Genomic DNA, 12,425 nt, shown 5'->3' with positions numbered 1-12,425 from the left:
TTTTTGCGCCTCAGTGAGCTTACGCTTGCTGAGCGGACTGAATCGCGGTCAGAGCGATGGTGTAGACGATATCGTCTACCAGCGCGCCACGGGACAGGTCGTTAACCGGCTTGCGCATACCCTGCAGCATTGGCCCGATTGAGATCAGGTCTGCAGAACGCTGTACCGCTTTGTAGGTGGTGTTCCCGGTGTTCAGGTCAGGGAAGATGAACACGGTCGCACGGCCCGCAACAGGAGAGTTTGGTGCCTTAGACTTAGCCACGTCAGCCATAACCGCAGCGTCATACTGCAGTGGGCCATCGATGACCAGATCAGGACGTTTTTCCTGAGCGATACGGGTGGCTTCACGCACTTTCTCAACGTCGCTACCCGCGCCGGAGTTACCGGTGGAGTAGGAGAGCATTGCAACGCGTGGGTCGATACCGAAAGCGGCAGCGGAGTCAGCGGACTGAATCGCGATTTCTGCCAGCTGTTCTGCGGTTGGATCCGGGTTGATCGCACAGTCGCCGTAAACATAAACCTGTTCAGGCAGCAGCATGAAGAACACGGAAGAAACCAGAGAACTGCCCGGTGCGGTTTTGATAAGCTGCAGCGGTGGACGGATGGTGTTGGCGGTGGTGTGAACCGCGCCGGAAACCAGGCCGTCAACTTCGTCCTGCTCAAGCATCAGGGTGCCCAGCACAACGTTGTCTTCCAGCTGCTCGCGGGCAACGGCTTCGGTCATGCCTTTGCTCTTACGCAGCTCAACCAGGCGGGCAACATAGCTTTCGCGAACCACTTCTGGATCAACGATTTCGATGCCTGCGCCCAGCTCAACGCCCTGCGCCGCAGCAACACGGGTGATTTCATCCGGGTTACCCAGCAGTACACAGGTAGCGATACCGCGCTCAGCACAGATGGCTGCTGCTTTTACGGTACGCGGTTCGTCACCTTCCGGCAGCACGACGCGTTTACCAGCTTTGCGAGCCAGTTCGGTGAGCTGGTAACGGAACGCTGGAGGAGACAGACGACGGCTGCGCTCGGAGGTCGCGGTCAGGGATTCGATCCAGTTAGCATCGATGTGGCTGGCCACATATTCCTGCACTTTTTCGATACGCTGATGGTCGTCGGTTGGGACTTCCAGGTTGAAGCTCTGCAGGCTCAGAGAGGTCTGCCAGGTGTTGGTTTCAACCATGAACAGCGGCAGGCCGGTGGCGAAAGCACGCTCGCACAGCTTGCTGATGCGTGGGTCCATTTCGTAACCACCGGTCAGCAGGATAGCGCCGATTTCCACGCCGTTCATGGCGGCCAGGCAAGCAGCAACCAGCACGTCCGGGCGATCTGCGGAGGTGACCAGCAGAGAGCCAGGGCGGAAGTGTTCCAGCATGTGCGGAATGCTGCGCGCACAGAAGGTCACGGACTTCACGCGGCGGGTGTTGATGTCGCCTTCGTTAACGATGGTCGCGTTCAGGTGACGAGCCATATCGATTGCACGGGTGGCAATCAGCTCGAAGCTCCACGGCACGCAGCCCAGAACCGGCAGCGGGCTGTCGGCAAACAGCTGCTTAGGATCGATGTTCGCGATGCTTGCTTTGCTGGAATCGTCGAAGATTTCGGACAGATCAGGGCGGGTGCGGCCTTGCTCATCCACCGGGGCGTTCAGCTTGTTGATGATCACGCCGGTGATGTTGGTGTTTTTGCTGCCGCCAAAGCTGCTGCGGGTCAGTTCGATACGCTCTTTCAGCTGCTCCGGAGAGTCGTTGCCCAGAGACATGACGAAGACAATTTCTGCGTTCAGGGTTTTGGCGATTTCATAGTTCAGCGCCTGCGCAAACTGGTGTTTACGGGTTGGCACCAGACCTTCAACCAGCACCACTTCAGCGTCTTTGCTGCTGTTGTGGTAGTTGGCGATGATCTCTTCCATCAGCACGTCCTGCTGGTTGCTGGACAGCAGAGACTCAACGTGGCTCATGTGCAGCGGCTCAGCGGCCGGGATGGTGGAGTTAGCACGGATGATGCTGGTGGTCTGGTCCGGCGTATCGCCACCGGTACGCGGCTGGGCGATAGGTTTGAACACGCTCAGGCGAACGCCTTTTTGTTCCATAGCACGGATAACGCCAAGGCTTACGCTGGTAAGGCCGACGCTGGTTCCGGTAGGGATCAGCATAATAGTACGGGACACGGTATAACCTCTTTCGTTTTCGCGAGCAGATATGCTCACTCGACTCAGAAAACAACACCGCCAGCTAAGGCTGGCGGTGAGGGAATCAGGCGGTCAGGCGGGATGCATCCTGAGCGATGACCAGCTCTTCGTTGGTGGTGATAACCACCGCCGGGCGGGTACCTTCCTTGTTGATGAAGCCAGACTTGCCGAAACGTGCAGCCAGGTTGCGCTCGTGATCAACGTCGAAGCCCAGTACGCCCAGTTTGCCCAGGGACAGCTCGCGCACCATTGCAGCGTTTTCACCGATACCACCGGTGAAGACAACGGCGTCCAGACGACCATCCATCAGCGCGGTGTAGGAACCGATGTATTTCGCCAGACGGTGGCAGTAAACGTCCATTGCACGTTTAGCGTCTTCTTTCGTTGCGTAGTTGTCTTCAACGTAACGGCAGTCGCTGGTCACTTCGGTCAGACCCAGCAGGCCGGATTCTTTGGTCAGCATTTTGTTGATGTCTTCTACGCTCATGCCCAGGGCATCGTGCAGGTGGAAGATGATAGCCGGGTCGATGTCGCCGGAGCGGGTACCCATCACCAGACCTTCCAGCGGGGTCAGACCCATGGAGGTATCAACACATTTGCCGTTACGGATAGCAGAAACGGAACCGCCGTTGCCCAGGTGGCAGGTGATGATGTTCAGTTCATCAACCGGCTTGTTCAGCATTTTTGCGGCTTCCTGAGTCACGTAGAAGTGGCTGGTGCCGTGTGCGCCGTAGCGACGAACGCCGTGCTCTTTGTACAGTTTGTACGGCAGAGCGTAGAGGAAAGATTCTTCCGGCATGGTCTGATGGAACGCGGTGTCGAACACGGCAACGTTTTTATCAGCCAGGTTAGGGAAGGATTTCAGGGCTTCAGCGATACCGATCAGATGAGCCGGGTTATGCAGCGGTGCAAAAGAGGCTGAATCTTTGATACCCTGAATCACGGAATCATCGATAACTACGGAGCTGGTGTATTTTTCACCGCCGTGTACGATACGGTGACCAATTGCGGTCAACTGAGCGGACAATTCTGGTTTTTCTGCCAGAATTTTATTAACGATGAAGTTAAGAGCTTCGCTGTGAGCGGCACCTGCACCCAGAGCCGCTTCTTGTTTAGCGCCGTCCAGCTTCCACTTGATACGGGCTTCAGGAAGGTGGAAACACTCTGCTAAACCAGAAAGGTACTCTTCACCGTTTACAGCATCGATAATTGCGAATTTCAGGGATGAGCTACCGCAGTTCAGAACCAGTACTAGCTTACTCGACATGGAAGTACCTATTTTTGATACGTGGCTAAAAAAACGTCAGTGAGTCTATCAGCGTAGCGCATGATGACGCGGACATTTATGATTAACGTCATGCCAGAAGTGTTTTTCGGCATGGCGAATAAAATTACTCAGAGTTTACGCCATATTCCTGAAGCTGCAGGTCACGGCGATGTAAAAGAATGTTTGACAGCTTGTGGTTTCCCAACTACGGCCATCAAAGGCCGGCACAGGGTAGCAGATAGCGGCTCGGAAAGACAAAATTTTTTGAACGATGTCATTTAGAGTTGTTGAGTTACAGTATTATTTTATTTTTTATACGTAGAGTTGAGGTATGAGCCATGTCGACACCCCAGAATAGCCATGTAAGCTGGTTTAGCCTGTTCGGACGTGGGCAACACTACTCGAAGACCTGGCCGCTGGATAAGCGTCTGGCGCCGGTATTTATTGAAAACCGTGTGATACGCGCCACCCGCTATGCCATCCGCTTTATGCCACCGCTGGCGGTATTTACCCTGACATGGCAAATCGCGCTGGGCGGCCAGCTTGGTCCGGCGGTGGCGACGGCACTCTTTGCCTGTAGCCTGCCGATGCAGGGGCTGTGGTGGTTGGGCAAACGCTCGGTCACGCCGTTACCGCCGTCGACCTTACAGTGGTTTTATGACGTTCGCATGAAGCTTCAGGAAGCCGGGCAGGCACTGGCGCCGGTGGAAGGCAAGCCAGACTACCAGGCGCTGGCGGACGTGCTGAAGCGCGCGTTTAAACAGCTGGATAAAACTTTCCTGGATGATTTGTAATTACCCTGCGGTTGCGCATATAAAGGAAGGCACACTTTCTTACAGGTTACCCTGGTCGTAACCTGCATTTTTCCATGTACCAAAGGAGCCAGGAAATGGAAATGACCCACGCGCAACGTCTGATTTTATCTAACCAGTATAAAATGATGACGATGATGGACCCGGATAATGCCGAACGCTATCGCCGTCTGCAGACCATCATCGAACGCGGCTATGGCCTGCAAATGCGCGAGCTGGATCGCGAGTTTGGCGAGCTAAAAGAAGAAACATGCCGCATCGTTATCGACATCATGGAAATGTATCACGCGATGCATGTCTCCTGGACCAACCTGAAAGACAGCAAAGAAATCGATGAACGCCGCGTCACCTTTATGGGGTTTGACGCCGCCACCGAAGCTCGCTTCCTCGGCTATGTTCGCTTTATGGTGAATATTGAAGGCCGCTATACCCATTTTGATGCCGGCACCCACGGTTTCAACGCTCAAACCCCAATGTGGGACAAATACCAACGAATGCTGAAAGTGTGGCACGCTTGCCCACGTCAGTATCACTTAAGCGCCAACGAGATTGCGCAGATCATTAACGCCTGAGGAGAGATGCGTAGTGAAGTGTAAAGGTTTCTTGTTTGATTTGGATGGTACGCTGGTTGACTCTCTTCCCGCCGTTGAACGCGCGTGGGTAAACTGGGCAAAGCGTTTTAATATTTCCCCGGAAGAAGTATTAGGCTTCATCCACGGCAAGCAGGCGATTACCTCACTGCGCCACTTTATGGCCGGTGCTTCTGAGGAAGAAATTCAGCAGGAGTTCCTGCGTTTGGAAAAGCTTGAGTCTGAAGATACCGACGGCATTGTCGCGCTGCCGGGAGCGGCGGAGCTGCTGGCTCATCTTAACGAGGCTGGTATTCCGTGGGCCATTGTCACTTCAGGTTCCGTGCCGGTGGCATTCGCTCGTCGCCTGGCCGGTGGGCTGCCGGAGCCGGAAGTGTTTGTGACGGCGGAACGCGTTGCACGCGGTAAACCTGAGCCGGATGCCTATTTACTTGGCGCGCAGCTGCTTGGCCTGGAGCCGGAAGAGTGCGTTGTCGTTGAAGATGCCCCTGCGGGCGTGCTTTCAGGACTGGCAGCAGGTTGTCACGTAATAGCGGTCAACGCCCCGGCGGATACACCCCGGCTTGAGCACGTGGATTACGTTCTCACGTCCCTCACCGAACTGCTCGTCCAGAAATCCCCGGACGGAGTCGTCGAAGTGTTAAGAAAACACTAATCCCATGATTTAACCCCGCATTTGCGGGGTTTTTTTATGGCATTCTCGTCTACATTCAATTCACCAATATTCAGCCATTCAGGGACTCGTTTTGAATTCGGAACTCATTTGGGTGTTGTCGTTACTGGCGGTTGCCGTTCTGCTGTTTGCGACCGGAAAAATGCGTATGGACGCGGTGGCGCTGTTGGTGATTGTTGCTTTTGTGCTCAGCGGAACGTTAAGTCTCAGCGAAGCATTTTCCGGCTTTAGCGATCCCAACGTGATTCTGATTGCCGCGCTGTTCATTATTGGCGATGGGCTGGTGCGCACCGGCGTAGCCACCAAGATGGGAAGCTGGCTGGTGGATGTGGCGGGGAGCAGCGAAACCAAAATGCTGATCCTGCTGATGGTGACGGTGGCCGGGTTGGGGGCATTTATGAGCTCCACCGGCGTGGTGGCGATTTTTATTCCGGTGGTGCTCAGCGTTTCCATGCGCATGAAAATTTCGCCTTCCCGGCTGATGATGCCGCTCAGTTTTGCCGGGCTGATAAGCGGCATGATGACGCTGGTCGCGACGCCGCCTAACCTGGTGATCAACAGTGAACTGCTTCGTGAAGGGCTGGAGGGGTTTCAGTTCTTTAGCGTGACGCCGATTGGCCTGGCGGTGCTGGTGCTGGGCATTCTTTATATGCTGGTGGCGCGTTTCGCGCTTAAAGGGCAGGGAGAAGAGGCGGGGAAAGAGAGCTGGAAGCGCCGTTCATTTCGAGATCTGATAAAAGAATATCGTCTGACCGGGCGGGCTCGCCGGTTGGCTATTCGCCCTGGCTCACCGATGGTTGGCCATCGTCTGGATGATTTAAAGCTGCGTGAACGCTACGGCGCGAACGTTATTGGCCTGGAGCGCTGGCGCCGTTTCCGGCGCGTTATTGTCAACGTGACCGGCGGTACGGAATTCCGCGCCCGCGATGTACTGCTGATTGACATGTCGGCCTCTGAGGTTGATTTGCGAGAGTTCTGCGGGGAACAAATGCTGGAGCCAATGATCCTTCGCGGGGAGTATTTCTCCGATCAGGCGCTGGATGTGGGGATGGCAGAAGTTTCTCTGCTGCCAGAGTCAGGGCTCACCGGGCAGACTTTGCGAGAAATGGCTTTCCGAACCCGCTACGGCCTTAACGTTGTTGGCCTGCGGCGAGCGGGCGAAGCCATGGAAGGGGTGCTGGTGGATGAACCTATCCAGTTGGGCGACATTATGCTGGTGGTTGGAGACTGGAAGCTGATCAACCAGCTTTCACAGCAGAACCGTGATTTCCTGGTGCTGAGTCTGCCTGTGGAAGAGCAGGATGCCTCCCCGGCCCACAGCCAGGCACCTCATGCGATTTTCTGCCTGGCGCTGATGGTGGCGCTGATGCTAACCGACGAAATACCGAATCCCATTGCCGCGATTATCGCCTGCTTGTTGATGGGCAAATTCCGCTGTATTGATATGGAAAGCGCCTACAAAGCGATTCACTGGCCGAGCATTATTTTGATTGTCGGGATGATGCCTTTCGCTCTGGCGCTGCAGAAAACCGGCGGGGTGGATCTGATCGTTCATGGACTGATGGAATTTGGCGGCGGCTACGGCCCCTATATCATGCTGGTGTGCCTGTTTGTGATGTGTGCGGCTATCGGGTTATTTATTTCTAATACCGCCACGGCAGTATTGATGGCACCTATTGCGCTGGCCGCGGCGAAATCAATGGGGGTGTCGCCTTATCCGTTTGCGATGATTGTGGCGATGGCGGCTTCTGCGGCGTTTATGACGCCAGTCTCTTCACCGGTGAACACGCTGGTGCTGGGGCCAGGAAACTATAAGTTCAGCGACTTCGTGAAGCTCGGCGTGCCGTTTACCGTGATTGTGATGATCGTCAGCGTGGTGATGGTGCCGATGCTGTTCCCGTTCTGATATTTACCCTCATCCCGGCCTTCTCCCTGTAAGGGAGAAGGGGAAAACATTATCCTGATTTCGCTTCGGCAGATGGGACGTGTTTAAAGCGGCGAATCCTGGCTGATTTCATCCAGAGAAAGCTGGAAGCTAGGCACAAAGACCTGCATAAAATAATCCATCTCCGGGCTGTGGCGGTCGGCCAGCGTTTTTTCCAGGCGACTTTTCGCCAGCAGAAACTCGTTGTTCCCGGCCGACAGCTCTTCCAGGCATTTCAGATAAGCGCATAACGCATCGGCCTGTTTCACCAGCGCTTTCTCTTCTTCACTGTAGCTGTGCTCGTCAATCAGCGGTGCCCAGATATCACGTAGCTCTTCCGGCACCATTTCGATTAGCTTCTGCTGCGCAATCTTTTCAATGGCTTTGTATTCGTGTGCGATTTGCGAATTGAAGTATTTTACCGGCGTAGGGAGATCCCCGGTCAGCACCTCGCTGGCGTCGTGATACATCGCCAGCAGCGCAATACGTTCGGCATTTACGTTGCCGTTAAACTTGCGATTTTTGATAGCGGCGAGGGCATGGGCAACCATGGCGACCTGCAGGCTGTGTTCGGATACGTTCTCGGTGCGGACATTTCGCATCAGCGGCCAGCGGTTAATCAGCTTCAGGCGGGAGAGGTGGGCAAAGAAATGGCTCTGACTCATGACGTTCTCGCGGTAACAACTTGGTGACGTCATTGTGAGGGGAGAAGGGGGGCATTGCAAATGCCCCCAAAAGGTTTACTGATGGTAATGCCCGAGGAAACGCCCCAGCTTGGATATCGACATTTCCAGATCATCAATGCGCGGCAGAGTCACAATGCGTACGTGATCCGGCCACGGCCAGTTAAATGCCGTACCCTGAACCAGCAGAACCTTTTCCTGCAGCAGGAAGTCCAGCACCATTTTCTGGTCGTCATGAATATTGAAGCGTTTTGCGTCAATTTTCGGGAACATATACAGCGCCCCACGAGGCTTAACGCAGGAGACGCCGGGGATTTCGTTGATCAGTTCCCAGGCACGGTTACGCTGTTCGTACAGACGGCCACCAGGCACGATAAACTCGCTAATGCTCTGGTATCCCCCCAGCGCGGTCTGAATAGCATGCTGGGCGGGGACGTTGGCGCACAGGCGCATTGAGGCTAACATTTCCAGACCTTCAATATAGCCTTTCGCGTGTTTCTTCGGCCCGTTAAGCACCATCCAGCCCTGGCGGAAACCGGCAACGCGGTAGGTTTTTGACAGGCCGTTGAAGGTAATGGTTAACAGATCCGGTGCCAGGGCTGCGATCGAGTGATGCTCGGCATCGTCATAAAGGATTTTGTCGTAAATCTCATCGGCAAAGATGATCAGATTATGCTGGCGCGCAATCTCGACAATCTCTAACAGCAACTCTTTGGAGTAAACGGCGCCGGTAGGGTTGTTTGGGTTAATAATCACAATGCCACGCGTGCGTGGCGTGATTTTAGCGCGAATATCGTCGAGGTCCGGGAACCAGTCAGAGCTTTCATCACACAGATAATGCACGGCTTTGCCGCTGGACAAAGAAACGGCAGCTGTCCAAAGCGGGTAGTCTGGCGCGGGAACCAGCATCTCGTCGCCACTGTTTAGCAGCGCCTGCATCGACTGGACGATCAGTTCGGAAACGCCATTCCCGATATAGATATCTTCCGTCGTGACATCCCGCATCCCACGAGCCTGATAATGCTGCATGATGGCTTTACGGGCAGAGAAAAGCCCTTTGGAGTCGCAATATCCCTGGGCGGTCGGAAGATTACGGATCACATCAACAAGGATCTCATCCGGCGCTTCGAAACCGAACGGCGCGGGGTTACCGATGTTGAGTTTAAGCACTTTGTTGCCTTCTTCTTCAAGGCGTTTTGCCTCTTTGAGTACCGGGCCACGGATGTCATAACAGACATTATCAAGTTTGCTGGATTTTTCGATGGGGGACATGAAGCTTTGACCTTTGTTGTTAATTTCGCGTCCTGCCGTGGAAGCGCACCGCCACAATGTACTCCTGCTTAAGCGAGATTTGAAGGATGGGACTTGAAGAAATGCAATTTATCTTTACAGCACAATGTATAAGCGTGTGACGCAATTTAAAAAAATTAATGGTTAAAAAAACTATAAATTTTATTTATGTTGGGTTTATAAACTAATCGTGTCGCTATGTTGTAATGGTATTCACTGCTTATTGCTTTGTGTGGAGGGGGAGCTGCTGCCAATGTGAATGCGTTGTCGCCAAACATAAGGAAAAATTAATATTCATGCCTGAAATATTAATGGAACAATGAAAATGTAGTTAAAGAGATGTATATCAAAAGATTGGTCAATGTAATAGATAAATACCTCGGCAATAATTAAGTGTCTTTTATTATAGTCTGTGGCTGACTTCAAAAAACGTTGTAAATAATCAACAGTGTGGAAACCACAAAAAGAGAATAAGATCAGATAATTCGTAATAAGTGTTATAAAACATCATGTTTTACTGTAAGATGGGCTACGAAAAATGGTAGGTTTTGGATGTCGTTGGCTACGCCAGCGGCGTGGTTAAGTCGGCTTCTTAAAATATTTCTATTATTATTCAACTGGTTGTGTGTTTTGGCCGGTTTAAGCCTGCCGCTGTACTCCAGCCCGTTAAATAATCATATAAAAGCTTATTAAAAGTCGTTTTTCGGAGCTGATTCACCGTTATAACTCAGGTTTAAAATAGTTAACTGGTAGGATGAGTTGGTGGGTTTTTTCTTATCCTGACCTGCATAATATCCCGTTAGGGTGTGTTTCTGATAATTGTGACATGCCGGGGAATACAAAAATAACAAACAGAAGCGTCGCTAACGTATGCGGCCAAGACTACCGGAGACATTCGGTAAAAGGAATTGCTTTATCTCTTTGATAAATCATAGCAATACAACCAGGGCAGACTCGAAAGAGCAACCTATTAGTGAATAAATTATGATTAACGCAAATCGTCCGATACTGAACCTCGACCTCGATCTGCTGAGGACATTCGTTGCAGTCGCCGATCTCAATACCTTTGCGGCGGCGGCAGCGGCAGTGTGCCGTACTCAATCCGCTGTAAGCCAACAGATGCAGCGCCTTGAGCAATTAGTTGGAAAAGAGCTTTTTGCCCGACACGGCCGTAATAAACTGCTCACCGAGCACGGCATTCAACTGCTGGGCTATGCGCGTAAAATCCTTCGCTTCAATGATGAAGCGTGCTCTTCACTGATGTTTAACAACCTGCAAGGCTCGCTTACCCTTGGCGCCTCTGATGAAACGGCAGATACCATCTTACCGTTCCTGTTAAACCGGATCAGTTCGGTATATCCCAAGCTGGCGCTGGATGTCAGGGTCAAACGAAATCCGTTTATGATCGAAATGCTTAATCAGCATGAGGTCGATCTGGTGGTGACGACATCAAACCCTTCAAACTTTGATGCCATTGTCCTACGAACCTCGCCTACGCTTTGGTATTGCGCCGCTGATTATGTTTTTCAAAGTGGGGAAGCGCTGCCGCTGGTGATGCTGGACGATCCAAGCCCGTACCGCGATATGATGCTCGAACATCTTGATGCCAGCCAGACGCCATGGCGTATTTCTTATGTCGCCTCCACGCTTGCCGCCGTTAGGGCTGCCGTAAAAGCGGGATTAGGCGTGACGGCCAGGCCGGTTGAAATGATGAGTCCGGAACTTCGTGTCCTGGGGGCGTCAGAGGGACTGCCCGTTTTACCCGAAACCCAATATCTGCTGTGTAAAAACCCTGAAAGTGGTAATGAGTTGGCGCAGGCGATCTTCAGTGCGCTGGAGACGCCGGAAAACCCCTACCGTTATAACACCGCCGGAACCGAAGGGGGTGACACGCTGCTGGTTGAAGGAGATTTTGAGTAGCGGCAGGTCGACTAGTTAGTAACAAAATATTAATGATGCAAAATGGGTCGTTGGTGGTTCTTTTTACGCCAACGGCCCATTTTTTATATCTGATTTTCCTTGAATCGCAGGATTACTCGTCTTTTATAACAAATTCAATATGTTGGACTTGCGCCTATTTTTGTTCGTTTTATAAGCGATGATTTCGCTTAAAGGCGGCGTAATGTTAAAAAAACGCATAACAATGTTGCTTCTTTTTGAAGTGGATTAACAAAAGCGTGTCTCAGATCAAGAAAATACTCCCTCTTGGGGGGAGGAATAGTTGAGATTTCCTGCCAAAATATAGGGGCTGTTTATTTTTTCACACGGAACGGACACGATTCACCCTCATCTAAATCTGGTCTTTACGCGAGTGTTGATGAGTTTTAACGCATTAAATGTTAATGAATTGCTGTCGGTGTAAATTAATGTGTGGATACTTTTGTTAAAGTTGACAAAAGGTTATAGAAAGGAGTAAAAAACCCCATCAATTGGCTGCCTACGCATTATTTCCGGTAGTTATTGTACGGTTGATTGTTCCTCCCCATGAATCGATGTGGCGTTCATCTGCCAACAAGAGCAGAGACTTTGGCGCCACTTTTGATGAGTAAGCAATGAGTATGTCAACATCCACTGAAGTTATCGCTCATCACTGGGCGTTCGCTGTCTTTCTTATTGTCGCCATTGGCCTGTGCTGTTTGATGCTTGTCGGGGGCTGGTTCCTTGGCGGAAGAGCTAAGGCACGGCACAAAAACACCCCCTTCGAGTCGGGCATCGACTCCGTTGGTACGGCGCGTCTACGTCTCTCCGCCAAGTTTTACCTGGTCGCCATGTTCTTCGTTATCTTTGACGTGGAAGCCTTGTATCTCTACGCGTGGTCAACTTCTATCCGTGAAAGCGGCTGGATTGGCTTCGTTGAGGCCGCAATTTTCATTTTAGTGCTACTGGCTGGTCTGGTTTATCTGGTGCGTATTGGCGCTCTGGATTGGACTCCTGCGCGTTCGCGTCGTGAGAAAATCAACCCGGAAACAGACAGTCTCACTAACCGTCATACGCAGTAATAGCG

11 protein-coding genes are annotated in these 12,425 nt (G+C 52.3%); 7 read left to right on the top strand and 4 right to left on the bottom strand.

Annotated features, from left to right (window positions below; all coding sequences use genetic code 11):
• Nucleotides 1-19 precede the first annotated feature (19 nt).
• Entirely contained in the window at nt 20-2,161 is a 2,142-nt protein-coding gene (gene pta, locus LH86_RS19940; RefSeq protein ID WP_039295542.1) for a phosphate acetyltransferase, read from the bottom strand.
• An 85-nt stretch (nt 2,162-2,246) separates the two neighbouring features.
• Nucleotides 2,247-3,449, bottom strand: coding sequence for an acetate kinase (gene ackA / locus LH86_RS19935; RefSeq protein ID WP_008459758.1), 1,203 nt, complete (start codon nt 3,447-3,449; stop codon nt 2,247-2,249).
• A 78-nt stretch (nt 3,450-3,527) separates the two neighbouring features.
• Here ackA and LH86_RS22665 point away from each other — a divergent pair, with 78 nt between their 5' ends.
• The 5 genes from LH86_RS22665 (at nt 3,528) to LH86_RS19915 (ending at nt 7,430) form a co-directional block, all read left to right on the top strand.
• On the top strand, nt 3,528-3,731 hold the full coding sequence (locus LH86_RS22665) for a hypothetical protein (protein ID WP_156107050.1): 204 nt from the start codon (nt 3,528-3,530) through the stop codon (nt 3,729-3,731).
• Nucleotides 3,732-3,787: 56 nt separating this feature from the next.
• On the top strand, nt 3,788-4,243 hold the full coding sequence (gene yfbV, locus LH86_RS19930) for a terminus macrodomain insulation protein YfbV (RefSeq protein ID WP_008459760.1): 456 nt from the start codon (nt 3,788-3,790) through the stop codon (nt 4,241-4,243).
• Between the two features lie 95 nt (nt 4,244-4,338).
• Nucleotides 4,339-4,833, top strand: a complete 495-nt coding sequence (locus tag LH86_RS19925; RefSeq protein WP_008459766.1) for a YfbU family protein — start codon at nt 4,339-4,341, stop codon at nt 4,831-4,833.
• Complete coding sequence (locus LH86_RS19920; protein ID WP_419656112.1) at nt 4,811-5,506, top strand: sugar phosphatase; 696 nt, start codon at nt 4,811-4,813, stop codon at nt 5,504-5,506. The genes LH86_RS19925 and LH86_RS19920 overlap by 23 nt, the downstream gene beginning before the upstream one ends.
• Before the next feature lie 91 nt (nt 5,507-5,597).
• Nucleotides 5,598-7,430, top strand: a complete 1,833-nt coding sequence (locus LH86_RS19915) for an SLC13 family permease (protein WP_039305081.1) — start codon at nt 5,598-5,600, stop codon at nt 7,428-7,430.
• An 83-nt stretch (nt 7,431-7,513) separates the two neighbouring features.
• Here the strand turns inward: LH86_RS19915 and yfbR are convergent, their stop codons facing one another.
• Together yfbR and alaA are read right to left on the bottom strand one after the other, a co-directional pair.
• Nucleotides 7,514-8,113: a 5'-deoxynucleotidase gene (gene yfbR / locus LH86_RS19910; protein ID WP_039305078.1), complete on the bottom strand. Its 600-nt coding sequence runs from the start codon at nt 8,111-8,113 to the stop codon at nt 7,514-7,516.
• A 75-nt stretch (nt 8,114-8,188) separates the two neighbouring features.
• The gene (alaA, locus tag LH86_RS19905) at nt 8,189-9,403 is read right to left on the bottom strand and encodes an alanine transaminase AlaA (protein ID WP_039306432.1); all 1,215 of its coding nucleotides are present in this window, start codon (nt 9,401-9,403) and stop codon (nt 8,189-8,191) included.
• Nucleotides 9,404-10,405: 1,002 nt separating this feature from the next.
• Here alaA and lrhA point away from each other — a divergent pair.
• Together lrhA and nuoA are read left to right on the top strand one after the other, a co-directional pair.
• Nucleotides 10,406-11,341, top strand: a complete 936-nt coding sequence (lrhA, locus tag LH86_RS19900) for a transcriptional regulator LrhA (protein ID WP_039305075.1) — start codon at nt 10,406-10,408, stop codon at nt 11,339-11,341.
• 632 nt (nt 11,342-11,973) lie between these two features.
• On the top strand, nt 11,974-12,420 hold the full coding sequence (nuoA, locus tag LH86_RS19895; RefSeq protein WP_039295532.1) for an NADH-quinone oxidoreductase subunit NuoA: 447 nt from the start codon (nt 11,974-11,976) through the stop codon (nt 12,418-12,420).
• The last annotated feature ends 5 nt before the right edge of the window (nt 12,421-12,425 follow it).

It is taken from the genome of Cedecea neteri (assembly GCF_000758325.1).
Classification (GTDB): Bacteria; Pseudomonadota; Gammaproteobacteria; order Enterobacterales; family Enterobacteriaceae; genus Cedecea; species Cedecea neteri_B.
This window is presented reverse-complemented; position numbering and strand designations above follow the sequence as displayed.